The sequence below is a fragment of the Bifidobacterium asteroides genome, from assembly GCF_030758775.1.
GTDB lineage: Bacteria > Actinomycetota > Actinomycetes > Actinomycetales > Bifidobacteriaceae > Bombiscardovia > Bombiscardovia kimbladii.
In genome coordinates this window covers 1,689,005-1,713,348 of record NZ_CP132384.1, presented here as the reverse complement: position 1 = coordinate 1,713,348, position 24,344 = coordinate 1,689,005, and the positions used below count along the sequence as shown (strand labels likewise).

General features: G+C 62.1%; 20 protein-coding genes, 3 tRNA genes and 1 pseudogene. 17 read left to right on the top strand and 7 right to left on the bottom strand.

Going from position 1 to position 24,344, the window contains the following annotated elements:
* Positions 1-29: 29 nt before the first annotated feature.
* The 4 genes from rplL to RAM15_RS07035 all read left to right on the top strand — a co-directional run bounded on the left by rplL (position 30) and on the right by RAM15_RS07035 (position 6,289).
* Positions 30-410 carry a 50S ribosomal protein L7/L12 gene (rplL, locus tag RAM15_RS07050; protein WP_045924837.1) on the top strand — a complete coding sequence of 127 codons (381 nt, stop codon included), beginning with the start codon at positions 30-32 and terminating at the stop codon, positions 408-410.
* 367 nt (positions 411-777) lie between these two features.
* Entirely contained in the window at positions 778-2,337 is a 1,560-nt protein-coding gene (locus tag RAM15_RS07045; protein WP_306221313.1) for a variant leucine-rich repeat-containing protein, read from the top strand.
* 8 nt (positions 2,338-2,345) lie between these two features.
* Complete coding sequence (locus RAM15_RS07040) at positions 2,346-6,056, top strand: helicase (protein ID WP_306221312.1); 3,711 nt, start codon at positions 2,346-2,348, stop codon at positions 6,054-6,056.
* Positions 6,056-6,289, top strand: coding sequence for a hypothetical protein (locus RAM15_RS07035; protein WP_306221311.1), 234 nt, complete (start codon positions 6,056-6,058; stop codon positions 6,287-6,289). The genes RAM15_RS07040 and RAM15_RS07035 overlap by 1 nt, the downstream gene beginning before the upstream one ends.
* A gap of 9 nt (positions 6,290-6,298) precedes the next feature.
* On the opposite strand, the gene mscL is transcribed toward RAM15_RS07035, so the two are convergent.
* The 4 genes and pseudogenes from mscL to RAM15_RS07020 form a co-directional block, all read right to left on the bottom strand.
* Positions 6,299-6,826 (bottom strand): large conductance mechanosensitive channel protein MscL, encoded by a 528-nt coding sequence (gene mscL / locus RAM15_RS07030; RefSeq protein WP_306221310.1) that lies wholly within the window; start codon positions 6,824-6,826, stop codon positions 6,299-6,301.
* A gap of 601 nt (positions 6,827-7,427) precedes the next feature.
* Positions 7,428-7,766, bottom strand: a pseudogene (locus RAM15_RS08550) (SAF domain-containing protein); the annotation flags it as partial.
* A gap of 72 nt (positions 7,767-7,838) precedes the next feature.
* Positions 7,839-8,051 (bottom strand): FmdB family zinc ribbon protein, encoded by a 213-nt coding sequence (locus RAM15_RS07025; RefSeq protein ID WP_045924833.1) that lies wholly within the window; start codon positions 8,049-8,051, stop codon positions 7,839-7,841.
* A 101-nt stretch (positions 8,052-8,152) separates the two neighbouring features.
* Positions 8,153-8,830 (bottom strand): 5-formyltetrahydrofolate cyclo-ligase, encoded by a 678-nt coding sequence (locus RAM15_RS07020; RefSeq protein WP_306221309.1) that lies wholly within the window; start codon positions 8,828-8,830, stop codon positions 8,153-8,155.
* A 79-nt stretch (positions 8,831-8,909) separates the two neighbouring features.
* On the opposite strand from RAM15_RS07020, the gene RAM15_RS07015 reads away from it, so the two are divergent.
* From RAM15_RS07015 to rpmG, 13 genes are all read left to right on the top strand, one after another.
* Positions 8,910-9,563 (top strand): GNAT family N-acetyltransferase, encoded by a 654-nt coding sequence (locus tag RAM15_RS07015; RefSeq protein WP_306221308.1) that lies wholly within the window; start codon positions 8,910-8,912, stop codon positions 9,561-9,563.
* A 76-nt stretch (positions 9,564-9,639) separates the two neighbouring features.
* Positions 9,640-11,070, top strand: coding sequence for a hypothetical protein (locus tag RAM15_RS07010; RefSeq protein WP_306221307.1), 1,431 nt, complete (start codon positions 9,640-9,642; stop codon positions 11,068-11,070).
* Between the two features lie 178 nt (positions 11,071-11,248).
* On the top strand, positions 11,249-11,542 hold the full coding sequence (groES, locus tag RAM15_RS07005) for a co-chaperone GroES (RefSeq protein ID WP_015022393.1): 294 nt from the start codon (positions 11,249-11,251) through the stop codon (positions 11,540-11,542).
* Between the two features lie 118 nt (positions 11,543-11,660).
* Entirely contained in the window at positions 11,661-12,749 is a 1,089-nt protein-coding gene (locus RAM15_RS07000; RefSeq protein ID WP_306222267.1) for a histidinol-phosphate transaminase, read from the top strand.
* A 190-nt stretch (positions 12,750-12,939) separates the two neighbouring features.
* Entirely contained in the window at positions 12,940-13,428 is a 489-nt protein-coding gene (gene nrdI, locus RAM15_RS06995) for a class Ib ribonucleoside-diphosphate reductase assembly flavoprotein NrdI (RefSeq protein WP_101432835.1), read from the top strand.
* A gap of 65 nt (positions 13,429-13,493) precedes the next feature.
* Positions 13,494-14,489, top strand: coding sequence for a class 1b ribonucleoside-diphosphate reductase subunit beta (gene nrdF, locus RAM15_RS06990; protein ID WP_045925134.1), 996 nt, complete (start codon positions 13,494-13,496; stop codon positions 14,487-14,489).
* A gap of 175 nt (positions 14,490-14,664) precedes the next feature.
* Complete coding sequence (gene nrdI / locus RAM15_RS06985) at positions 14,665-15,162, top strand: class Ib ribonucleoside-diphosphate reductase assembly flavoprotein NrdI (RefSeq protein ID WP_101432834.1); 498 nt, start codon at positions 14,665-14,667, stop codon at positions 15,160-15,162.
* Between the two features lie 51 nt (positions 15,163-15,213).
* On the top strand, positions 15,214-17,409 hold the full coding sequence (gene nrdE, locus RAM15_RS06980; RefSeq protein WP_306221306.1) for a class 1b ribonucleoside-diphosphate reductase subunit alpha: 2,196 nt from the start codon (positions 15,214-15,216) through the stop codon (positions 17,407-17,409).
* A 170-nt stretch (positions 17,410-17,579) separates the two neighbouring features.
* Positions 17,580-18,575: a class 1b ribonucleoside-diphosphate reductase subunit beta gene (nrdF, locus tag RAM15_RS06975; RefSeq protein WP_024626806.1), complete on the top strand. Its 996-nt coding sequence runs from the start codon at positions 17,580-17,582 to the stop codon at positions 18,573-18,575.
* Between the two features lie 116 nt (positions 18,576-18,691).
* Positions 18,692-18,773 (top strand) — tRNA-Tyr (locus tag RAM15_RS06970).
* 1 nt (position 18,774) lies between these two features.
* Positions 18,775-18,846 (top strand) — tRNA-Thr (locus tag RAM15_RS06965).
* Between the two features lie 4 nt (positions 18,847-18,850).
* Positions 18,851-18,924, top strand: a tRNA-Met gene (locus RAM15_RS06960).
* Between the two features lie 46 nt (positions 18,925-18,970).
* A complete protein-coding gene (gene rpmG / locus RAM15_RS06955; RefSeq protein ID WP_015022386.1) occupies positions 18,971-19,138 on the top strand; it encodes a 50S ribosomal protein L33 in 168 nt (55 codons plus the stop codon).
* A 156-nt stretch (positions 19,139-19,294) separates the two neighbouring features.
* Here rpmG and RAM15_RS06950 read toward each other — a convergent pair whose 3' ends face one another.
* The 3 genes from RAM15_RS06950 to RAM15_RS06940 all read right to left on the bottom strand — a co-directional run bounded on the left by RAM15_RS06950 (position 19,295) and on the right by RAM15_RS06940 (position 24,340).
* Positions 19,295-20,632 (bottom strand): O-acetylhomoserine aminocarboxypropyltransferase/cysteine synthase family protein, encoded by a 1,338-nt coding sequence (locus tag RAM15_RS06950; RefSeq protein ID WP_306221305.1) that lies wholly within the window; start codon positions 20,630-20,632, stop codon positions 19,295-19,297.
* A gap of 112 nt (positions 20,633-20,744) precedes the next feature.
* Positions 20,745-22,523, bottom strand: a complete 1,779-nt coding sequence (locus RAM15_RS06945) for an ATP-binding cassette domain-containing protein (RefSeq protein ID WP_306221304.1) — start codon at positions 22,521-22,523, stop codon at positions 20,745-20,747.
* Positions 22,520-24,340, bottom strand: coding sequence for an ABC transporter permease (locus tag RAM15_RS06940; RefSeq protein WP_306221303.1), 1,821 nt, complete (start codon positions 24,338-24,340; stop codon positions 22,520-22,522). Before RAM15_RS06940 ends, RAM15_RS06945 begins: the two co-directional genes overlap by 4 nt.
* Between the last annotated feature and the right edge of the window lie 4 nt (positions 24,341-24,344).

Here is a 24,344-nt window from a genome sequence, read left to right as displayed (position 1 = left end):
CCGGTCGCCACAAATGAAAGGAAGCCATTATGGCCAAGCTCTCCGCTGACGAGCTCATCGACGCGTTCAAGGAAATGACTCTGGTCGAGCTGTCCGACTTCGTCAAGAAGTTCGAGGACGAGTTCGACGTCGAGGCCTCCGCCCCCGTGGCCGTGGCCGCTGCCGCCCCCGGTGCTGCTGCTCCGGCTGAGGAGGAGAAGACCGAGTTCGACGTCGTCCTCTCCGCCATCGGCGACAAGAAGATCCAGGTCATCAAGGCCGTCAAGGCCATCACCAACCTGGGCCTGGCCGACGCCAAGGCTCTGGTTGACGGTGCCCCCAAGGCCGTCCTGGAAGGTGCCAAGAAGGAGGACGCCGACAAGGCCAAGGCTCAGCTGGAAGAGGCCGGCGCCACCGTCGAGCTCAAGTAGTCATCGGCTCTTTCTGAGCCCTTGCATGCTGGAAAGCCCTGTGCCGTCACCGACGGCCCGGGGCTTTCCCATATCCGGCCATGCCATGGGGGATGGGTGTGCGTATTTGTTCGGAGACTATCTGTGCGAGGGTGGACCAAAGTGTCTGAATTGATTCATGGCAGGCAATGAACCACGTGCCGTTTTCGCAATCAGGTCTGCAGATGCTCCCGATCCTGACGGCTCCAAGTGCTGGGCTATGCCTGCGAACCTATCATGTGTCCTTTATCAGTTAATTCGGCACGCAATCAATCCTATCTCTGGGTTTCATGACAGAATAGGCGATAGTACCGAGTGAAGGCGGCTGCAGATTTGGGAGGTCGAAAACGTGAGTGACGATCGGCGACCGGGGCAGGTGTGGATAGTCAAGTTCAATGGGGCGGAAGAGACCCGGCTCAAGCCTGGCGAGACCGTCGAGATCGGCCGCAAGCCTCTGCGTCCGCTGGCCGATGACGGTCGGCGTCGTCTGGAGGTGCCCGATCAGACTAAATCCATGTCCAAGCGGCATGCCATTTTCGCCGTCGACCAGGACGGTCTGGCCACCCTGCGCGACATGGGTTCCACCAACGGCTCCTATCTGATCCAGTCCGACGGATCGCTGGTCAGGCTGCCCGTGGACGCCGCCTTCCCCCTGTCCAGCAGCTCGGCTCGCTTTCAGTTCGGTGATGTCCCTGTCGACTTCGTGCGCATCAACAATCCCGAAGAGGATAAGACCGATCCCTCGCCCCGGGTGCCCGACCTCTTCTCATACTCCACACAGCCCCGGGGCATGGTGGAGCCTGATGCGGCTGAAATGTCCGTCGACGACATTCTGGACATGCGCGCCGGCGAGCCCACTGGCATCTTCAAGGCCGACGGGGTCCGCAACCGGGTCACTGCCCTTCACGATATGGCCTTGGGCGCTGCCAAGACAGCCGATTCTTCCCAAGAGGCCGGCGGTGCTTCACAGGATCGTCCCAGGACTGCCCCAGCCGCTCAGGGTTCGGAGGGCAATCCGTCGCCGCCTTTCTCCGGAAGAGCAGAGCCCACAGATTCGCAAGGCCCGCAGGTTCGGTATTCTGACGATTCTGATTCAGCTGAGCATGGCCAGACTGACAGGGGGCCGGCTGATGGTCAGGGATCATACCCTCGCAGGGCCTATGCCGACCAGCCGGATGACAGAGCATTCGAAGACCGCGAAGGTGATCGGCGTGGTGGCGAAGCCCGCCAGCCTCTGCCATGGCAGGAGCACGAATCCGAGCAGAGTCTGCCGCTGGTCGGCACTCGGCAGGAGGACAGCCAGCCGGTCGACCGCGATCTTTTCGCTGATGCTCGTCGTTCCCGTTCCGCTGAATCCGCCCCTGATCAGGATCGCTACGACCAGGATGCTCGCGATGCCCGTGATGATCGTCGTCATCGCGATGATCGTGCAGCTTCCGGCCGCAGGGGCTATGCAGATGGTCAGTCCCGGCAAGGCCGGGGGAGGGAAGCGGACACTGCCCAGGGATTCACCCCGCTGGGAGCCGTAGAGCTGGCCCGCCTTTCCAAGAAGGAATCGGATCAGGCCCGACGTCCTCAGCCAGCGGATCAGCCGGATGATGACCAGCAGTATCAGCCGGCCTTCGAGCCCGGATCGGTCTTCGAGCGGGTCTCCAAGGGTGACTATGACCGTGGCCAGGAGGCCATCGTGGTGGACGGAATGAGCTCCGATGATGCCAAGCGTACCGGTGACTTCGCCCTGCAGTTCGCCATGGCCAAGCATCGCCAGCTGCTGCCCTTTCTGGCGATGAATCCGGCCCTCTATGATGATCTGTACGCCTGGTTGGAGGCTCAGGGCGACCAGGACATCGACGCGGCCCTGCGCAACAATGACGGGTATCACGAATATCTGAACGCCGTGCGGAAGTGAGTGGACGGATGAGCGAGACGGTAATGAGCATCGGGGGATCGGAAGAAGACAAACAGGCTGAAGGTGCACAGGCATCGACGGCCGGGTCCTCCTCCGATTGTACGGCAGAAGAGGTCAAGGCCCCGTTGACTCCACTGGAGCGAATCCGGGGATGGCGCCAGGACTACCAGAACCAGGTGGGACTGACCCCACTGGAGAATGTGTCGCAACTGGCGGCGCAGATGGACCTCACGCACGCGCATCCTTCAGGCATTGCCCAGCTCTTCGCCAGCGGCCAGGTTCATCTGGATGCGCTTTTCCGGGACCGCGGCATGCTGCGTGCGGCCCACCGTCGCATGGAGCGGGTCCTGGACGATCAGGCCGCCAAGGAGCGCGCCAGCGGTTTCGCCCAGCTCTCCATGGTGGTGGGGGTGGCTGCCTGGCAGGGGCGCGACATGCCCGTACTGCTCTATCCCGTGCGCATCGATGAGAGCGCACAGGGGGCCTCCAGGGCTTCCATCAGATTCACAGGCAAGGTGGATCTTAATCCTGCCTTGATCTCGGCCATGCGCGAGCGGGGCATCACCCTGGATCCGGAGCGTCTGTTTTCCGCCTCCCACTATCAGGGCGGCACCCCTGAAACCTCATCGCTTTTCAAGGACATGACGGCCCTGATCACGCCGCATATCAGCGACTTCACCATTGAGCGGAAAATCGTTCTGGGGTGCTTTATCGAGCCATCGGCCCAGCTGCTGGGCGAAAGCCTTCGGATTCTGGATCGGATGACCGCTGGGTCCACCGGCAACGATCTGCTGGATGCCTTGGCTGGCGACCAGGCAGCCTCCGAGCGGCTCAAGGGCGGACCAGTGCCCGACTACAGCCCCTTCGATGCTGACCCTCACAGCGAGTTTGAGGCTGGAGATGTGGACAACCGGGTCCGTTATGCCGCCCAGCTGGTGGCGACCGGGCACAGCGTGCTTGTGGATGAGCAGACCGGCCTCCACAGCGCCGACGATGCCCTGGCCATCGCCTCGCGCTGCGTCACCGCCGGCAGGACCGTGCTCTATGTGCCCTGCGTGGTGGAGGAGAAGCGGCGTTTCCAGCATCGTTTGGATGCTGCCGGGATGGCTGACATGGCCCTTGATCTGACCGATGACCAGCTGGGCAGGGTCCTGGATCAACGGCTGATCGATGCAGTGGGGTTCAAACCCGGCAAGTCCAGCGAGCATTTTGATCAGGTGGCTGACGAGCTTGTGGGTGTCCGCTCCCGACTGACCCGCTACCTGGGCGATCTGCACGGGGTGGATTCCAGTTGGGGGGTTTCGGCCTACCAGACCATTCAGAATCTGGCCAACATCGCCAATATGCCTACGCATCCTGCCACCCGTGTCCGTCTGGGCGCGGCCACCGCCCACGATCTGCAGCCCGATTTGGATACGTGGGCGGACAAGCTGGAGAGGGCTGCCGAGTTGGGCGAATTCGTCATCGGCCCCCAGGACACTCCCTGGTTCGGTGCCACCCTGGTCAACGAGAACGAGGCTGTGGACGCATACTCCCGTGTGGTTCGTCTTCTGCAACGGCTTCTGCCGGACACCCGTGAGCAGGTCAAGTCCACTGTAGAGACCTGCGGATTCCCCGTGCCCGCCACCGTCAAGGATTGGGGACGGCAGGTGGTGGTCCTCAAGAACCTGCGCCGGGTCCTGGATGTATTCCAGCCTTCCATCTTCGAGCGCGATATTCCCGCCATGATCGAGGCCACCAAGTCCAAGGCCGATCGCAAGGCCAATGGCACCAATCTGGGATTCTGGGAGCGTCGGCGTCTGGTCAAGGAGGCCAAGAGCCTGCTCAGGCCAGGCGCCCAGGTCGAGGATCTGCATGAGTCGCTGGTGGTGGTCTCCAAGCAGGCCGAGCAGTGGCGGACCTTCGTCCCCCACGGCGGCTGGCCGGTCCTGCCGCCCAAACTGGACGTCATCATCGACACGCAGGAATCCCTGATCCGCGACATGACAGCTCTGGACACCGTCCTGGACTCGACTCCGGCTGGCGGCGATCTGGAGACCATGGACTTCAACAAGGTGGAGGAGCGACTCAAGGCGCTCTTTGACGACCATACAGCCTTGGATACCTTGCCTGAGCGCTGCGCTTTGGAGGGTGAATTCAGCAAGGCCGGGCTGGAGGAGCTGGTCCAGGATCTGCGCAACCGCCAGGTTGAAGGCAAGGCGGTAAGGGCCGAGCTGCAACTGGCCTGGTGGACCACGGTTTTCGACGACATCATGCGCTCCTCGCAGATTATCTCCAACCAGGATGGCTCCGCCCTGTCCAATGCAGCCGACCGCTTCAGTCAGGTGGATGCCCAGCATGTGGCCAGCGTAGGGCCCATGGTTGCCCAGGAGAGCGAAAAGCGTCTGTCCGAACTGCTTTTCTCGCGCACCCAGGAGGCCAATCAGCTGCACACCATGCTGGCCGGCAACCCCGGTGCCTCCCTTGCGGTCTTCCAACAGGCCCACCCCGGCATCCTGTCGGCGGCCAAACCCATCATCATCGCGACTCCGGCCACGCTGGCAACCAGGACCAATCCGACACAGCTGGCCGACACCGTCATCATCGATGCCGGGGCCCATATGCCTTCCATCCAGGTGCTGACTGTGCTGGCTCGGGCCCGGCAGGTGGCGGTCATCGCCCACCGGCCCACCATCACTTCGGATGGCCTTTTGCAACTGGTCGACCATCTGGTCCCGGTCACCGTCAAAGCCCGACCCTCGCGCCGTTCGATTCGGTTGGACGCCTTCCTGAAGGATCACGGCTATGGGGATCTGTCGGCACCTGTCCCCGATTGTCGGGAACCTGGCAGGGTGACCCTGACCAGGGTGGAGGGCGCTGGCGTTCCGGTCATGGCCACCGGTCTGGTCGAGTCCAGCCAACAGGAGGTCGCTGCCGTTGTCGACATGCTCAAGCGCAGGGCCGGATCCTTCTCCCTGGTGCCGAACAGTTATCTGCTGACTGTGGTCACCCTATCGGCTACCCACCGCTCAAGGCTGGGCGCCGAACTCAAGTCGGCGGCAGCCAAGGACAGGGTCTTCGCCAAGTTCCTGCGGCATGTACGCATCGTCGGCATTGACGAGGTCTGCGGCGCTCGTGCCACGGACGTGATCCTCACTCTGGGCTTTGCCAAGACCACCCACGGCCGTCTCCTGCAGCAGTTCGGCGATCTGGAGGGCGAAGGGGGCAAGGGCATGCTGCTGGATGCCCTGGTTCTGCCGGATCGGAATCTGGATATCGTCGCGGCGTTCTCTGCTGATGATCTGGAGGATGATCGCCTTCACCAGCCTGGACCGCGTCTGCTCAAGGAGCTGTTGACCTGGGTTGAGCATCCCGACGCGGAACCGGCCCGGCCCGAGCAGGCCGAGCAGTCCACTAATGTGCTCTTCCGGGATCTGGCCCAGCGGCTGCGGACCCGGGGGCTGGACGTGGCCTTGGATTACGGGTACGACCATGCGCCCCGGATTCCGCTGGTGGTCGGGCTCAAGAACAAGCCCTTTGCTTTGGCCGTGCTGACCGACGACGCCGAGTTCATGCATACCCAGTCCACACGGGAACGTCACCGGTTCACCACTGAGGACCTGCAGTATCTTGGCTGGTCGGTCATGACCGTTTGGAGCGTTTCGGCCTTCGTCAACCCCGACAAGGAAGCCGACAGGATCGTCGCCCGTCTTGCCGATATCTATCAGCAGGCGCGTTGATGGCGGATGATCAGCTCGACCACGGCGATCAGGCCGGTGAGCCTGCGGCTTCGCGCCCGCGTCGGCATCGCCGCGTGGTGCGCCCAGGCAGGGAACGGTTCGATGTCGACGGCATCGAGGAGGATCCCCAGGACAGGATCTGTGCGCAGGATCGTCTTGACGGGGATGACCGGCGGATCCTGGGCGAGCTGCCGCCCCACTGGGGACTCTTCCCCAATGAGCGCGGCGACTGACTGCCGGTCCTAGTCCTGGTCTTTGGGCAGTCCGGTTCCGGCCTGTTGATTGTCTGAACCTGTTGACTGGTGGATGTCTTCGGCGATCTGGCGCAGCAGCTGAAGGGTCTGGTCCTGAGGGCTGGGTGCGTTGGGCTGGTCCTTGATGCCCGAGGCTGCCCGGCTCAACTGCCGCAGTTTGTTGATGGGCATGATGATGCAGAAGTAGACGGCGATGGCGATCAAGAGGAAGTTGAGCAGGGCCGTCAGAATGGCGCCAAAGGAGATGGTGGCGTTCCGGTAGCTGATGGTCAGGAGTCCCGACAGATCCGGTTTGCCGAAGATCATGGCGATCAGGGGGCTGATCAGATTGTTGACGATGGCGTTGACCACGCTGGTCACCGCAGAACCCATGACCACGCCCACGGCCATATCCACCATGGATCCGCGTGAGATGAACTGCTTGAACTCGCCCAGCACCCCCTTGTTGCTGATCTGCGAGATTTTGTGGACTGCTTCGGCGGTATCCTTGGCCGCCACCTGATTGATCGAGGCCATCCTGCATCCTTCCGTAGCCGATGTGAGGCATGGAGCGCCCATGCCTGCTTCTTCCTCCATTATCGTGGGCCCAGAATGGTTTCGGTTTTCCGACATGATCGGAGGGTGTCGGTGCAGAAGTGCTGTCGGGGCGGATGGCGATGACGGGTGTGGATGGATCCAGCGATAGCAAGAGCAGAGCCTGACTGGCATTCAGGGCGAAGACGGCCTGGGACGCTTGCCGGACTTGGTTGCCCTCCCGCTCTTCCGGGTCGGATCGATCTTTGGCGATGGTCTGCGCCGGTTGCAGCGCCAGTGCCTGCTCGGCTATCATGCAGTGTCCGCCGCCTGAGGCCTGCCCGGGAGTCGGCGTCTGCATGTCGTTGACTTGCTGGCTATGGGCAAGCCCTGGCGCCCTATCAGAACCTGGTCGGTCTTGTGTGGAGGGTGGTGGCAGAGAACCGGGTTGGGCGGGATGCGTGCTGGCGGCGGCTGGGCAGTTCCCCGAGGCCAGCAAACTCGCCTGGTCGCCAGCCTGCAGGTTTCCCGGGTCGTCGGCAAGGCGAACAGTCACCGGGGTGGTTCCAGGTGGCTGTGCCGGTCTGCTGCTGATCATGGCCGTGGTCAGCGGTTGCCCTGTGTGGACGCTGATCATCAGCCGCTGCCCACGTACTTGCGCAAATGAGGGGATCAGGCCGGGCAGACCTTCCCTGCCATGCAGGATTCGCGTTTCAACCATGGCGGGCTCGATGGTTGATCCGCGTGCAATGGGCCGCGCGGCGACCAGTACAGATAGGCGGCCCTGAGCCTGAAGCAGGATCTGCAGGGTGCAGAAGACCGCAAGCCCTAATGCCAGGGCGGCCCCTACACGCCGCAACCGAAAAAGTCGCCGTCGGCGGGTCAGGGATCCGGCTGCCGATGAAGGCTTATCCCTATTGCTGAAGATGGAAAAATCGGCCATGTCCCCAGCCTGCCAGGATCTTGGCCGGCGTATGGGTCTGCATGGTCGATGTGGTCGAATGTGCTTTTCGGTCTACTTGCTGCTTGTGGAGCCCGAGGAGGAGGATGAGGCTCCGTCGGTCCGGTAGAAGCCATGGCCCTTGAACTCGATGGGCACTGCGGAGAAGATCTTGCGGACCTGCTGTTGCCCGCACTTGGGGCAGATGGTGATGGGTTCGTCGTTGAAGGACTGCTCCTTGGTGAAGTCGTATCCGCAGTTCTTGCAGCGATAATGATAGGTGGGCACCGTTCTTTCCCTCCGCTGATGGTCGGTTCGCTCGACGATTGGTTCAACACCCAATATCCTAGTGGTGGCTTCGACCAGAAGAATCGGCGCCGGGCCTCTCGTCAGCCTTGTTCATCACCATTATGGTCTGTGCCGGGCCTTCGTGACAGACCTGCGGCTGTGGGCGTGAAACCTTCAGGCGTCAGGACTGCATCCACAGGGAGATCATGGTCCAGATGGGGCAGAGGGGCTTCCATGAATTCGCCGGGCCAGCAGATGCCCACTACCGGGGTCCGGTCTGCACGCAGGGCCAGGGCACGGTCATACCAGCCGCCGCCCCGTCCCAGGCGAATGCCGGCATGGTCGATGGCCAGCGCTGGCACCAGAATCAGATCAGCCTTATCTAAGGCCTGCGCCGGCAGGGCAGGCATATCAGGTTCGTCAGGCCGCCAACCTGGAATCCGCTTCATGTCATCCAGATCCTGCCGTGATTGCAGTCGGCCCCAACCTACTTCGGTGCCTGTACCCAGCATGGGGATGAGCACCTGGTCGCCACGGTCCAGTAGGAGATCCAGGCTGGGGTCCATGGCTATCTCCCCACGAATGGAGGCAAAAGCAGCCACGGTCAGGCTTTGGCCGCCTGGTGAGCGTTCGATCCTGGCAAGCACCTGGCCTGCCAGCAGATCGGCAAGCTTGCGGCCTGCGTCCAGGCATCGGGCCGGGTCGATACGTCGTCGGGCTTCAAGCAGCCGGCTGCGTCGATCCTGCTTGTCCCTATCGATGCGTTCCTGCTCGTTCATGTCCCCAGTTCTACCAGCAGGGGCTCTCCCTGGTGGACGCATGCCTGCCTCAGCAGCCGTTCGGTGAGAACATGGAGCCATGTCGGTTCTGCATACCTTCCGCCAGGTCTGGCAGGGTTCCCGAGCCCGTTCGGACCATGCCCTGGATCTGCCTGATCGTCTGACTTCGCCCCCGGGCCATGGGGACTTCCTGCTGAGGCCCATCCGCGAGGGCGATCAAGCAGCCTGGAACGCGGTCCGATGGAGGAATCGCGATTGGCTGGCCCCATGGGAGTCGGGGGATCCCCGCCACGGGCCTGGCATGACCTATGCCCAGTGGATGCAGGAGCTGGCACGTGCCCGGCAGGAGGGCTCTTCAGCGGTCTTCCTGATGGAGTTTCATCAGAGCATCGTGGGGCAGATTTCCTTGGGTGCCATCCGCTACGGGTCCATGCGTGCAGCGACAGCGGGCTACTGGGTGGACCAGGATTGGATTGGTCACGGGTTCGCGCCCCTGGCTCTGGCCATGCTGGCTGACTGGGCCTTCAGGGACAGGAACGGACCCCATCTGCACCGGCTTGAGGTGGCGATTCTGCCTGAAAACGAACGGTCTCTGCGCGTAGTCCAGAAGCTGGGCATGGAGCCGGAGGGGCTGCGCCGCAGCTACATGTACGTCAACGGACAGTGGCGGGACCACCTGACCTTCGCCTGGATCAGTGACCAATTCGATCCGGATTTGCTGGCTCGTCTATGAGCCCCTGGGACGGACATGGTCGACACGCTGGGTTTGACTTGCCGCTTGGGGCATACCGTCAACTAACGTAGTACCTATGGTTTATGAATCACTCAGCAGCATCGTGGTTTTGGTGATTGCGGTGATTCTGGTGCTGGGTTGGTTGCCGTTTCGCACCGTCAAGGGCATGAAGCGGGCCTCGGAGCATCGCCAGGACAGGCTTTCCACCTCCCTGCACATGGTGGGTCGGGAAGACGGCATGAGGTTCTGCGACAGGCAGTCGAGGACGGTGAAAGGGTTGGTCATGCAGCAAGGGCAGCAGGATGGCAACCGGCGGAGTCAGGCCCAGCGCGTCAAGCAGATCAGACAGTTGCGCCGCGCGGCCATACGACGTCGTCGCATCTTGGTCGTTACCCTCTTGGTTGTCACCCTGCTGGTGGCCGGTTGCTCCTTCCTTATGGACTACAGCCCATGGTTTGCTTTGATTCCCCTGGCGCTGGTGGTAGTGGTGTTGGCTGCAGGCGCGCATGCTTCGGCCCAGGCGCGGGCCTGGGAGCGCAATTTAGCCCAGCGGCGTGCCCGGCAGCGTCGTCAGCAGGCAGCCAGTCTGACTAAGAGCAGGACCTCCGGCAAGCCTGGACAGGCCAAGAATGAGGGACGCGCGGAAACTGCCACGGATGTGCTGGACCAGGGTGAGATCCGTCGAACGCTGGCACAGGCCAGGGCTGATCAGCAGGCAGCTCTCAAGGCCAGGCAGCACAATTCCGCCAAGCCTGCAAATCCGACAGTCGGCCGCAGCAAGACTCAAGGTTCGGCTGGGTCCGTCAAGTCGACCGGGAAGTCTGCTGCGCAGACAGGACATACGACGAACAGGCCGTCCGACGCCAAGAAGGCCCCTGAACGGACCCCAGCCAAACAAGCGGCTTCTCGTCCGAAGGCTTCCAAACCGGCAACCGCCAAATCTTCAACGGCCCAAAAGGCTGCATCCAAGCCCGCAGCGCCCAAGTCGTCAGTGGACAAGTCCGCTGCCTCTCCGCAGTCGGCATCCGTGCAATCCGCCGCTGCCCAGTCAGGCAAGTCGGGATCGGTCTCTGCATCTGCTGGCAACGAGCACCCAGCTTCGTCGGCTCAGTCCTCCGCATCCGGGGGATCGTCGTCCTCGGCAAAGGCCCAGGACGACGCCACCAATGAGCTCAAGCGCATCAATCCCTCTCCGGCCTTGGACGCCTTCGGCATGGCGGCGGGACAGGATCTGATCTCCTTCTCCCTGGGTTCAGCCCGTGGTGAGGGAACAGACGGTGACGGCAGGAATAGCGAGGACGAGGGTCCTCACAGCCTGGAGATCAAGTCCACCCGGCAGGTCTCCGTGGCCCGTCCCCCCGAAAAGAAAAAGGCCGACGGGCAGCCCGACGACTTTCACAAGCGGGAGTTGCAGGCTCAGGTCGAGGTGCCCGACCGCAGCGAGGACTCCCTGTCCATCGGCGTGGAGGCCATATTGGCCCGGCGTCGTCCGGCAGCCAAGTCCTGAGGGATCAATCGGCGATTGATCTTTCACCACCAGCGTTAGCACTCAAGTTGGCAGAGTGCTAATTTCGCGCTACTATGGCTTGTAGCGCAAAGGAATGCGTGGTGAGTGTTCGTCAGCCTCTCATCGACGTTCCGGCGTGGGTTCATTGGCTGTTCTCACAAGATGTAGGAGGTCCACAGTGTCGATTTCACTCACACCGTTGGAAGACAAGATCGTCATCAAGCAGGCTGAGGCGGAGACCAAGACCGCTTCCGGGCTGGTCATTCCCGATACCGCCAAGGAGAAGCCCCAGCAGGGCGAGGTGCTGGCGGCAGGCCCCGGCCGTCGTGACGACAAGGGCGAGCGCATCCCCATGGATGTCAAGGTTGGCGACAAGGTTCTGTACTCCAAGTATGGCGGCACCGAGGTCAACTACGGCGGCGAGGACTACCTGATCGTGTCCGCGCGCGACGTTCTGGCCATCCTCAAGTAAAGAGGCGGTGATAGTGGCCCCTGGTCCTGTGCAAGGACCGGGGGCCATTCGCGTCTCGGGAGACCGTGCAGCGGAACAGACACCGCGGAGACATATGGCGGCCACTAGCATGGTGCCCATGTACTATCGTCATCGCGCCAGCATTGATTCCCTGCCCGGATACCGGCAGGGCAGCCCGGCACCAGCCGTTCCCGGGTTGACCAGCTACAAGATCTCCAGCAACGAGAATCCCTACCCGCCTCTGCCGGGCGTGCTCCGGACCGTCTCGGAGCAGGCCTTGAGCCATCTGAACCGTTATCCGGACATGCATGGCACCCGTCTGGTGGAGCGGCTGGCCCAGCTGCACGGGGTGGATCCCGCATGCATCCAGCTGGGTTGCGGGTCCACTGAGGTCATTACCCAGCTGGTTGACCTGGTGGCCGGTCATGGCGACCAGGTGGTCTACCCCTGGCGCAGCTTCGAGGCCTATCCCATCATCGTCACCTCGGCTGGAGCCACCGGCGTGCCCGTGCCCCTGGACAAGCAGGGACGGCATGACATCGAGGCCATGATCGCCGCGGTCAACGACAACACCAGACTGGTCATCGTCAACAATCCCAACAATCCGACTGCGACCAACGTCGGCCGCGACCAGGCCGAACGGCTGCTGCAGGCCCTGCCCGCCGACCTGCCGGTACTCTTTGACGAGGCCTATATACAGTTCAACGACGACCCTGACCGCGCCGACGGATTGTCACTCATGCGCGAGCATCCCAACGTGATAGTGGCCCGGACCTTCTCCAAGGCCTACGGACTGGCGGGGCTGCGGATCGGATACGCCGTGGCTGCCGAGCCGATCATTGCCGGCATGAACAAGGTGGCCCTGCCCTTCGGCGTCTCCGATGTGGCCCAGACGGCGGCAATGGCCAGCCTGGATGCACAGGACCGCCTGGCCGAACGGGTCCAGGCACTCAAGCAGGAGCGGGCCAGAGTACTGGCTGGTTTGCAGGAGCAGGGGTGGAAGATCTCCCAACCTCGGGCCAACTACTACTGGCTGCCCCTGGGCCAGGCCTCCGCGCAGGCTGATCAGCGTTTCCGCGACGCAGGCTTGTCGGTCAGGACTTTCCCTGGCGAGGGCATCCGCATCACTGTGGGGGAGAGGGAGGCCAACGACCGGGTCCTGGAGGTTTGCGCCGACCTGCGTCGACAGGGTTTGCCCAAGGACTAGACCTCCGACTGAAGGTCGCACTCGCGCAATCGTAAAAGCATTTGACTGCCGTCCCTGCTGTTGTATGGAATGTCACAGCGGGGGCGGTTTTGCTCCTGTGAACTTGTGTCGTCTTGGATAAACCTATATATTGTGGTTGGCTGGCCAAGTATATCCAACATATAGTGTTTATCAAGGAGCAGCAGTCACTATGTCTTCAGCAGATGTGGATCGGCACGATCCTCCCGATGGCGCCTCCAGGCTGGTGTATTTCTCCAGCGTCTCCAACAACACCCACCGCTTTGTGCAGCGGCTGGGCGTGGAGGAGCCCATCCGCATCCCCCTGTATGAACGGCGCCAGCCCATGCCTGTTATGGATGCGCCCTACCTTCTGCTGGTGCCCACCTATGGGGGCGGGTCAGCCAAGGGGGCCGTGCCCAAGCAGGTCATCCACTTCCTGAACAATCCGGTCAACCGCGGACTGATCCGCGGGGTCATCACCTCGGGCAACCGCAACTTCGGCAGCGCCTATTGCGCGGCCGGCCCGTTGATAGCCCGCCGGTGCGGCGTCCCTGAGCTCTATCGCTTCGAGCTGCTGGGCACCTCCGAGGATGTTCAAGCGGTCAGGGCCATTCTGGCCGGAATGGGAGTGCAGCTCCAGCAGCAGTCGACTGATTCACGAAAGGCGGTTTTGTCATGAGCCAGCAGGAAAGCACCGAAGAGAGCACCAAGTCAGAGGCCGGCGTCTATGCCGACGACGAGATGATGCGCCAATCCATCACCCCGCCCCAGTACCGTGTCACCCCTGAGGCCAGGATTCGCCCGGTCAATTGGAACAAGATCACCGATGAGAAGGATCTGGAGGTCTGGAACCGCCTGGTCTCCAACTTCTGGCTGCCCGAGAAGGTGCCCCTGTCCAACGACATCCCATCCTGGAACACGCTGACCGATCACGAGCGCCAGACCACGGTCCGCGTCTTCACCGGGCTGACCATGCTGGACACCACCCAGGCCACCATCGGCGAGCTGGTGCAGATCGATCACGCCCGCACCGAGCAGGAGCAGGCCATCTACACCAATATCGCCTTCATGCAGTCGGTTCATGCCCGCTCCTATTCCTCGGTCTTCTCCACCCTCTGCTCCAGCGAGGAGATCGACAAGGCCTACCGCTGGGCCGTGGCCAACGATGTCCTCCAGGAGCGCGTCCACACGGTCCTGCACGAGTATGTCAGCGAGGATCCCCTGAAGCGCAAGGTGGCCTCCACCATGCTTTCCTCGCTCATGCTCTATGCAGGTTTCTACCTGCCCCTCTACTTCTCCAGCCATGCCAAGCTGATGAACACGGCTGACATGATCCGGCTGATCCTGCGCGACAAGGCCATCCACGGCTATTACTCGGGCTACAAGTATCAGCGGGGTCTGGAGGAGAGGACCCAGGCCGACCAGGCCATGCTGGAGAAGTTCACCAACGATTTGCTGGACAAGCTCTACGATCTGGAGATGGTCTACTCCGGGCAGATCTATGAGGGCTTCCCCTTCGTCGAGGATGTCTTCGCCTTCGTCCGCTACAATGCCAACAAGGCGCTGATGAACCTGGGTTACCCGGCCCGGTTCGCAGCCGACCAGACCGATGTCAGCTCGGAGATCCTGGCGGCCCTGTCGCCATCGGCCAACGAGAACCATGATTTCTTCTCGGGTTCGGGCTCCTCCTACGTCATGGGGCATTCCGAGTCCACGGACGACGATGACTGGGACTTCTAGGCCAGTTGGAGACGGTGTGATATTGGGCACAGAAAACCCTATATATGCTCACCGTTTCCGATATCAACAGCACATATAGTAGTTCAGGCTCGCGCTGGGCGGGTTCTGATCGGTCCGTCCTCAGGGCGGGCATCACCGTCAAGACAGGCTCTGGATGGCCTGATCAGGAGGAAGCATGGAGCAACAGCAGACCGCCGGAACTGATTCGGAGCTCAGCGCTCCCGAGTTCGCCGCCCAGGGTCAGCGCCTGGGGGCTGTGGTCTACTTCTCATCGGCCTCGCGCAACACCGCCCGGTTCATCGCCAACTGCCATTTGGACGAGGAGGGGATTGACGTCTTCCGCATCCCTCTGAGGCCCAAGGATCCGCCGCTCAACATTCGACAGCCCTACATCCTGATCGTCCCCACCTATGGGGGCGGATCGGCCAAGAAGGCGGTCATGCCGCAGATCAAGCGCTTTCTGAACGACCCGGCCAACCGGGCCGGCATCCGCGGGGTCATCGCCTCGGGCAACACCAACTTCGGGGAGGCCTTCTGCATGGCGGGGGACATCATCTCCCGCAAGTGCAATGTGCCCTTCCTCTACTATTTCGAGCTCATGGGCACCAAGGAGGACCAGGAGAAGGTCCGCCGCGGGGTTGTGGATTTCTTCCGCAACCACCCCGAGTCCTGAGCCAATTTCATTACACGCATCATCACCGCAAAACTCATGAAAGGACACCCGATGGGAGCAAACGAGGACACGTCCCTGGCCCTGGACAGGACCGCATCCGAGGATGAAGAGACCTTCGATCCGGCTCACGACTACCATGCCCTGAACGCCATGCTGAACCTGTACGACAAGGACGGCAGGATCCAGTTCGACAAGGACCACGAGGCCGAGCGCCAGTACATGGACCGGCACGTGCGGCCCAACACCATGACCTTCCCCTCCACGGCCGAGAGGATCGCCTACCTCCTGGATCACGAGTACTACGACCGGAAGGTCTTCGATCGTTACACCCCTGAGTTCCTGGACAGGATCTATAAGCATGCGGCCGAGAGCGGCTTCGAATTCGAGACCTTCCTGGGCGCCTTCAAGTTCTACACCTCCTACGCGCTGAAGACCTTCGACGGCAAGCGCTACCTGGAGGACTTCCCCCAGCGCTGCGTGGCCGTGGCCCTGGAACTGGCCGACGGGGACGAGCAGGCCGCCATGAAGTACACGGACGAGATCATCTCCGGCCGCTTCCAGCCCGCCACCCCCACCTTCCTGAACCTGGGCAAGGCCCAGCGCGGCGAGCCGGTCTCCTGCTTCCTGGTGCGCATCGAGGACAACATGGAGTCCATCTCCCGCGGCGTCAACGCCGCCCTGCAGCTGTCCAAGAGGGGCGGCGGCGTGGCCCTGCTGCTCAGCAACCTGCGCGAGATGGGCGCGCCCATCAAGCACATCGAGAACCAGTCCAGCGGCGTGGTTCCGGTCATGAAGCTCCTGGAGGATTCCTTCTCCTACGCCAACCAGCTGGGCGCCCGCCAGGGTGCCGGCGCCGTCTACCTGTCGGCCCACCACCCCGACATCATGCGCTTCCTGGATACCAAGCGGGAGAACGCGGACGAGAAGATCCGCATCAAGTCCCTGGCCCTGGGCGTGGTCATCCCCGACATCACCTTCGAGCTGGCCAAGCGCAAGGAGCCCATGGCTCTCTTCTCGCCCTACGACGTGGAGCGGGTCTACGGCAAGCCCTTCGCTGACATCCCCATCACCGAGCACTATGAGGAGATGGTCAAGGACAAGCGGATCCACAAGAAGTACATCGACGCCCGTGACTTCTTCATGACCCTGGCCGAGATCCAGTTCGAGTCCGGCTACCCCTACATCCTCTTCGAGGACACGGTCAACAAGGCCAACCCCATCGACGGCCGGATCACCATGTCCAACCTCTGCTCGGAGATCCTGCAGGTCCAGGAGCCCAGCACCTACTCCGAGAACCTGAACTACGAGCATATCGGCCGCGACATCTCATGCAACCTGGGGTCCCTCAACATCGCCAAGGCCATGGACGGCGGACTGGCTGACACGGTCGAAACCTCGGTGCGGGCCCTGACCTCCGTCTCCGACCACACCAACATCGAGGCCGTCCCCTCCATCAAGAGGGGCAACGATGAAGGCCATGCCATCGGCCTGGGTCAGATGAACCTCCATGGCTTCCTGGCCCGCGAGGGCATCCACTACGGGTCCGAGGAGGGGCTGGACTTCACGGACATGTACTTCATGACCGTGGCCTACCACGCCTACAGGGCCTCCCATGCCCTGGCCGTGGAGCGGGGGAAGGCCTTCGCCTCCTTCGCCAAGTCCGACTACGCCAAGCCGGCAGGACAGGGGAACTACTTCGACAAGTACACCGAGGGCAGCCGTTCCCTGGAGCCCAGGACCCAGCGGATCAAGGACCTCTTCGACCAGTATCAGGTCCACATCCCCACGGTGGAGGACTGGAAGGAACTCCAGGCGGCCATCCTCAAGGACGGCATCTACAACCAGAACCTCCAGGCCGTCCCCCCGACCGGGTCCATCTCCTACATCAACCACTCCACCAGCTCCATCCACCCGATCGCCTCCAAGATCGAGATCCGCAAGGAGGGCAAGATCGGGCGCGTCTACTACCCGGCCCCTTACATGACCAACGAGAACCTGGACTACTTCGAGGACGCTTACGAGATCGGCTGGAAGAAGATCGTAGACACCTACGCCGAGGCCACCCAGCATGTGGATCAGGGGCTCTCGCTGACCCTCTTCTTCCCCGATACGGCCACCACCCGCGACCTGAACAAGGCTCAGATCTACGCCTGGCGCAAGGGGATCAAGACCCTCTACTACATCAGAATCCGCCAGCAGGCGCTGGAGGGCACCGAGGTCGAGGGCTGCGTCAGCTGCATGCTCTAATGCATCTGCCCTAAGGCATATGCAATCCCTGGTCGGTGCCGTCTTTGAGGGCGGCGCCGGCCCTTTGGTATCCACATCCACAGGCCGGGTCCGTCCATGCGGTAGACTGACGGTCCAGTCATGATCCGCTTCGCACTGTCGAACACCTATCCAACAAGGAGCAATCAACCATGGTCCCACCCATTTCCATTCCCCGGCAGCCGCTGAAGCTGATCGACCGGGTCTCCGCCATCAACTGGAACCGTCTGGAGGACGAGAAGGACCTGGAGGTCTGGGACCGTCTGACCGGCAACTTCTGGCTGCCCGAGAAGGTTCCCGTCAGCAATGATCTGCCCTCCTGGCAGGCCATGAGCGAGGAGGAGCACACCCTGACCATGCGGGTCTTCACCGGGCTGACCCTTCTGGACACTATCCAGGGGACCGTGGGCGCCGTCAGCCTGATCCCGGATGCACTGACCCCCCATGAGGAGGCTGTTTACACCAACATCGCCTTCATGGAGTCGGTCCACGCCAAGTCCTACTCCTCCATTTTCTCCACCCTGGCTTCCACCCCTCAGATTGACGCTGCATTCGAGTGGAGCGAGCACAACGAGTTCCTTCAGCGCAAGGCCCAGATCGTTCTGGACTACTACGAGGGCGACAACCCCCTGAAGCGCAAGGTGGCCTCCACCCTGCTGGAGTCCTTCCTCTTCTACTCGGGCTTCTACCTGCCCATGTACTTCTCCAGCCATGCCAAGCTGACTAACACGGCCGATCTGATCCGCTTGATCATCCGAGATGAGGCCGTGCATGGCTACTACATCGGCTACAAGTACCAGAAGGGTCTGGCCAAGGTCTCCGACTCTGAGCGTCAGGCCATGAGCGACTACACCTACGAGCTCCTGGGCGACCTGTACGACAACGAGGTGGAATACACCGAGAGCCTGTACTCCGGGGTGGGCCTGGTGGAGGATGTCACCAAGTTCCTGCGCTACAACGGCAACAAGGCCCTGATGAACCTGGGCTATCCCGCCCTCTTCCCCTCGGACACCACTGATGTGAATCCGGCCATCATCGCATCCCTGAGCCCCAACGCCGACGAGAACCACGACTTCTTCTCCGGCTCCGGCTCCTCCTACGTCATGGGCAAGGCCGTGGAGACGGACGACGAGGACTGGGATTTCTGACCGGTCTGTCCCGCCCTGACGCGGAAGACACGACGTTGGAGCGGGACTTGCGGAAAACAGAAAAACATGTCATTATAGGCAAGTTGCCGTACGGAGCTCCGGTTCTAGTGCGGCATGGCGGATTTCCCAAGCGGTCAAAGGGAGCTGACTGTAAATCAGCCGCGTAATGCTTCAGAGGTTCGAATCCTCTATCCGCCACGCCTCGGTAGCTCAGTGGCAGAGCACTTCCTTGGTAAGGAAGAGGTCGTGAGTCCGATTCTCACCCGAGGCTCTCTGGCGGGGTAGCTCAGCTGGCTAGAGCGTACGACTCATAATCGTAAGGTCAAGAGTTCGAGTCTCTTCCTCGCTACTGTGGCCGACATACGTCGGTCGTGCAACGACTATAGAGGTGAACCATGGCAAAAGCCGCAGATATCCGTCCTGGCATTACGCTGGCGTGCACCGTGTGCAAGGAGCGTAATTACATTACGACCAAGAACCGTCGTAACACTCCTGACCGTCTGGAGCTCAAGAAGTTCTGCCCCCGTTGCGGCAAGCATACCCTGCACCGGGAGACCCGCTGAGTTCTTCCCGTCTTTTGGCTTCATCAGGACCCGACCATTTGGTCGGGTCCTTTTTTATACAAGGTTTCGTCTTTATATAAATCTGCTTATATGCCTGCTCCGCATTATCTGAAGATACTGCTGGGAGCAGAACGGGTTTGGTGATGTAAAGGGGACTCAGCCTTGGAGAGCGCCCTGGTAGGCGGCCGCAAAGGCCTGATCCAGATCGGCGATCAGGTCGTCCGGGTTCTCCAGGCCTACGGAGATTCGAATCAGGTCGTCGCCCACACCGGCGCTGAGGCGGTAGGGTTCTGGAACCTCCCTGTGGGTGATCCTGGCCGGGTCCACAATCAGGGTGCGGCAGTCGCCGATGTTGGGCATGTAGCTCATGAGACGCACCGAGTCCACGATGCGCTTGACCTGCTCGTAGCCCCCTTGGACCTTGAAGGAGAGAATCGTGCCGACGCCCTTGGGCAGCAGGGTCGATGCCAGGCGGTCCTGCTGGTCTGCATCGCCCTGGTGCCGCCCCTCGGGTATGCCCGAATAGTTGACCTGCTCCACCTGGGGGATGGTCAGCAGGTGGCGGGCCAGGGTTGTTGCCGTTTTCACCTCGGTGGCGACCCGTTGGGCCAGGGTCTCAAGGCCCGTCAGCTGCAGATAGGCGGTGAAGGGACTCATGACCGCCCCAAAGGTGTGCAGGTACTTGGTATGGACCCTGTGCAGGAAGGCCATCTTGCCGAAGGCATCCAGAAAGCTGACCATGGACCCGTGCCGCTCGTCGCTGATGATCAGCTCGGGCTGGCTCATCTGCGGGAAGCGGCCATTGCCCCAGTCGAACCGTCCCGCATCCACGATGACCCCGCCCAGGGCATTGCCATGGCCGCTGATCCCCTTGGTGGTCGAATGCACGACGATGTCGGCACCGAAGTCGATCGGGTTGAGCAGGTACGGCGTGGGCACCGTATTGTCGACGATCAGGGCCAGTCCATGCCGGTGGGCCAGGTCGGCCAGGCCAGGGATGTCGGCTATGGCTGTGGACGGATTGGCCACGGACTCAGCGAAGATGGCCCTGGTGTCGTCCTGGATCAGGGATTCCACTGCCTCAAGGTCGTTGATGTCGTCCACAAAATCCGTTTCGATGCCGAAGTTGGGAAAGAAGGTCTTCATGGTATCCACGGATGTTCCATAAAGATCGACAGGGGAGATCAGTCTCCCGCCACCTTCGGCTGCACACATGAGGGCGGATGACACGGCGGCCATCCCTGAAGCCATGGCCACAGCCCCCTTGCCACCCTCCAGACTGGCCAGACGCTCCTCCAGGACCTTGACGGTGGGGTTGGCCAGGCGCGAGTAAGAGAACCCTTGAATTTCGCCGGCGGCCAGGGCATCTCCCCGGTCGGCGGTGACCATGTCAAAGGCGGCCGACTGGTAGATGGGGACGCTGGCCGCGCCTCCGCCCTGACTTTGACAGTCATAGCCGTCATGGACGGCTTTTGTTGCGAATCCTTTGCTCATGCGGGTGTCTTCCTCTGCTTATGTCCGGTCGTGAATCCTTCGCTAGCCCACCATCGAATCTTCTTTCAGGGTCTCGGGCAAGGCTCCGCTCATAGGTGTTCCTTATCGCCCGCTATCGGGAGGTTGCCTTGCTCAGGTATGCCTGGCGGACACGTTCATCATTCAAGAGCTGTCGGGCAGGCCCCTCCAGACGGATCAAGCCGTTCTGCAGCACGTACCCGTAGTCGGCGATGGACAGGGCCAGCTCGGCCTGCTGCTCGACCAAAAGGATGGAGATGCCCAGCTGGTCCCGAAGGGAGGCGATCTGCTCAAGCACCTGGTCGACCAGCTTGGGCGAGAGGCCCATGGTCGGCTCGTCCATGCATATCAGCCGGGGATGGCTCATCAGGGCCCTGCCGAAGGCCAGCATCTGCTGCTCGCCTCCTGAAAGGGTGCCGGCCTGCTGCCCGCGGCGTTCGGCCAGGCGGGGGAAGCGCTCATATATGGTATCCAGATCCTGTTCGATCTGATTGCGCTCCCTTTGGGTGTAGGCGCCCATACGCAGGTTCTCCTCCACGCTCATGGCCGCGAAGACCCTTCTTGCCTCCGGGACCGAGGCGATTCCGGAACGGACCCGATCCTTGGTGGGGGTGTGGGTGATTTCCTGTCCATCCAAACGGATGGTCCCCTCCTTTGGAGCCAGCAGGCCCAGGATGGTCTTCATGGTTGTGGACTTGCCTGAAGCGTTTCCACCCAGAAGCGAGACGATGCCGCCTTGGGGAATGCGAAGACTGACATGGTCCAGGGCCTTGACCGGGCCATAGCTCACATCGACGCCATCCAGGGAGAGCAATGTTCGTTCCCCCTCGGCTGTCGGCTTCCCCTCATCATCAGAGGCCTCAGCCTTGGCTCTCAGCCTGGTTCCCGTGCTGTCGGGATCCTGGCCATCAATCGGTTCCGCAGCGGTGACCGGAGCCAGGGCGTTCTGCCGGGCCAGAACATCCGCCTGCCCGTTCATGGGGGCATCGTTGCGGGGTCTGCGGTCGCCCAGGTATGCGGTGATGACGCGGGGATCGGCACTGACCTGCTTGGGAAGTCCGGAGGCAATGATCCTGCCGCCGTCCATGGCGATGACCTGATCGCACAGTGCTTCGATCAGGTCGATCTTGTGCTCGACCAGAAGCATGGTCTGCCCCTGGGCCTTGAGTTCCAGGAGCTGCTGCAGCACCTCGGCGGTCTCCGACTGGTTCATTCCTGCCGTGGGCTCGTCCAAAACCAGGATGTCGGGTGAGCTGACGTGGGCTCTGGCTATCTCGGTGCGTCGCCGGTTGGCGTAGGAGAGTGTGTAGGCGGCCTGGGTGCGATGCTCCTCCAGGCGCTCGCTGAATCTGTCAATTTCAGACTGGACGGCCTTGCGCTCGACGACCGCCTCCCTCCGGCAAGCGGGACCGGGCACCAGCGTCAGCCAGGTCTGCGTCAGCAGGGGGATCCATCGCAGGACGGGCCACCGCTCCAGGCGGCGAAAGGGTCTGCGGGCTTCCAGGCGTCTATGGAATCCTACGGCCACATTCTCCTCAACGCTCATGGTCGGAAAGACCCTGCCGTTCTGGAAGGTGCGGGACACCCCCTGCTCGGCCATGTCCGTAGCGGGCAGGCCGGTCACGGTGCGTCCCTTAAGGCTGATCTGGCCCGAGTCGGGCTTGAGAAAGCCGCAGATCAGGTTGATGGTCGTGGACTTTCCTGATCCGTTGGGGCCGATAATTCCTATCACCTGGCCGGATGCCAGATCCATGTTGACGTCGGCCACCGCCTGCAGTCCCTGGAAGCTCTTGCTCAGATCGCGCACGCTGAGCAGGGGTTGATCGGGATTGTCGGGTACAGGTTCGGGATTATGTCGGCTGCCCGTCATCATGCCCTCCTTTTGGTTGAGAACAGACCCTGTGGTCTGCAGATGATGAAGATGATCAGGACGAGTCCGTAGGCCATGATTCTCACCTCGGGCAGGATGCGCAGCAGTTCAGGGGCGCCTACCAGGATCAGGGAGCCGATCACGGCTCCGGTCGGGGACTTCATCCCGCCCAGGACGATGATGGTCAGAATCAGGGTCGACATGGTCGGGTTGAAGAGGGTCGGATCGATGTAGGTGTACTGGTGCGCCAGCAGAGCACCAGCGATACCCGCAGCACCGCATGCCAGGGCGTAGGCCAGTGCCTTGTAGGCCCCTGTCCTGATCCCCAGGGACCAGGCCGCTTGTCCGTCCTCGCCGATGGCTTCGAAGACGTGACCCAGGTGTGAGGACCTGATCCGAGAGATCACTGCGAGGACTAGTAGAAGAACGATCAGGTCCAGCAGGTACTGCATCTGCTGGGTGTAGAGCGGCTTGCCCAGGAAGGTCGGTAGCGGAATGCCCTGCAGACCTAGCGAGCCCCTGGTCAGAGGTTCCCAGATGCGGATGATGGCGACCATGACTGCTCCCACCCCTATGGTGGCGATAGCCACATAGTGGCCACTGAGCTTCCATACCGGGAATGTCAGCAGGGATGCGGCCAGGGCGGCGATGACGGCCGCGCCCAGCAGGGAGAGGGTGAAGGGCCAATGCAGACGCATGGTCAACAGGGCCGAGGCGTAGGCTCCCACGGCCACAGGTCCCGCCAACCCCAGGATGGTCTGCCCGGCCGAGCCCGAGATCAGCGTCAGGCCCACTGCGGCGATGGCGTAGATGGCAACCTGGGTCCCGATGCCGGCCAGATGGTCGGAGAAAATGAAGGGGGTGGCCAGAGCGGCTGCTGCAAGGCCGAGGTTGGCCCAAAGTGGCAGACGGATGGGTCTGGCGGCTTCCGGGAGGGTTCCGGTCATGGGCTCCTTGCCCATGTCTGCCTTGCGGCCCAGGAATCCTGAAGGCTTGAGGATCAGAACCAGCAGGAGGGTGCCGAAGGTGATTAGGTCATGTACACCATCGCCGAAGAGTCCTACGCCGACGGCCTCGGCCAAACCCAGCACCAGGCCACCGATGATGGCTCCGGGGATGGAGCCCAGCCCGCCGATGGCGGCGGCCACGAAAGCCGTCATGCCGATGGCGTTGCCGTCCATGGGGTTGATGTTCGTCTTGAACAGGCCGATGAAAATTCCGGCGATACCAGCCAGGACCGAACCGATAACGAAGGCTATGGTGCGAATGGAGGTGACAGGTACTCCCATCTGCAATGCGGCCTGGGAATCCTGGGAGGTGGCCCTGATGGCCTGTCCGGTCCTGCCATAGGTCAAGAAGGCCCAGAGCGCAACCATGCTGGCCAGGGCGACCAGACCCATGACCAGGTCGGAGGTGCCGAAGCTGATGCCCAGGGCATGCAGGTTGTGGGTGGGCAACAGCTGGGGGAAGGGCCTGGTCTGAGAGCCAAAGATCAGCTGCATCCCGTTATCCAGGACCTGTCCTAGACCCACGGTGCCCAGAAGGGCGGCGATCGGTTGCCGACCCTCCAGGGGAGTGATGACCAGGAGGTTGGTGATCAGGCCGACCAGGCCCGTGACCAGGACGACGGCCAGGATGGTGGGAACGAGTCCCCAGCCTAGGGAGGAGCCTACCCACCAGGCCGTCATCATCCCGACCGCCACCAGCGACCCTTGTGCGAAGTTGGCCACATTGGTCACTCCGAAGACCAGGGACATACCCACGGCGGCCAGAGCGTAAACACCGCCGTGGATGAGTCCGGAAAAGAGCGTCTCGACCATGATC

Bases quoted from the DNA above. Each gene is read 5' to 3' on its own strand.
- rplL (WP_045924837.1), top strand. From the start codon at position 30: ATGGCCAAGCTCTCCGCTGACGAGCTCATCGACGCGTTCAAGGAAATG.
- RAM15_RS07040 (WP_306221312.1), top strand. From the start codon at position 2,346: ATGAGCGAGACGGTAATGAGCATCGGGGGATCGGAAGAAGACAAACAG.
- RAM15_RS07035 (WP_306221311.1), top strand. From the start codon at position 6,056: ATGGCGGATGATCAGCTCGACCACGGCGATCAGGCCGGTGAGCCTGCG.
- mscL (WP_306221310.1), bottom strand. From the start codon at position 6,826: ATGGCCTCGATCAATCAGGTGGCGGCCAAGGATACCGCCGAAGCAGTC.
- RAM15_RS07020 (WP_306221309.1), bottom strand. From the start codon at position 8,830: ATGAACGAGCAGGAACGCATCGATAGGGACAAGCAGGATCGACGCAGC.
- RAM15_RS07015 (WP_306221308.1), top strand. From the start codon at position 8,910: ATGTCGGTTCTGCATACCTTCCGCCAGGTCTGGCAGGGTTCCCGAGCC.
- RAM15_RS07010 (WP_306221307.1), top strand. From the start codon at position 9,640: ATGGTTTATGAATCACTCAGCAGCATCGTGGTTTTGGTGATTGCGGTG.
- RAM15_RS07000 (WP_306222267.1), top strand. From the start codon at position 11,661: ATGTACTATCGTCATCGCGCCAGCATTGATTCCCTGCCCGGATACCGG.
- nrdI (WP_101432835.1), top strand. From the start codon at position 12,940: ATGTCTTCAGCAGATGTGGATCGGCACGATCCTCCCGATGGCGCCTCC.
- nrdF (WP_045925134.1), top strand. From the start codon at position 13,494: ATGCGCCAATCCATCACCCCGCCCCAGTACCGTGTCACCCCTGAGGCC.
- nrdI (WP_101432834.1), top strand. From the start codon at position 14,665: ATGGAGCAACAGCAGACCGCCGGAACTGATTCGGAGCTCAGCGCTCCC.
- nrdE (WP_306221306.1), top strand. From the start codon at position 15,214: ATGGGAGCAAACGAGGACACGTCCCTGGCCCTGGACAGGACCGCATCC.
- nrdF (WP_024626806.1), top strand. From the start codon at position 17,580: ATGGTCCCACCCATTTCCATTCCCCGGCAGCCGCTGAAGCTGATCGAC.
- rpmG (WP_015022386.1), top strand. From the start codon at position 18,971: ATGGCAAAAGCCGCAGATATCCGTCCTGGCATTACGCTGGCGTGCACC.
- RAM15_RS06950 (WP_306221305.1), bottom strand. From the start codon at position 20,632: ATGAGCAAAGGATTCGCAACAAAAGCCGTCCATGACGGCTATGACTGT.
- RAM15_RS06945 (WP_306221304.1), bottom strand. From the start codon at position 22,523: ATGATGACGGGCAGCCGACATAATCCCGAACCTGTACCCGACAATCCC.
- RAM15_RS06940 (WP_306221303.1), bottom strand. From the start codon at position 24,340: ATGGTCGAGACGCTCTTTTCCGGACTCATCCACGGCGGTGTTTACGCT.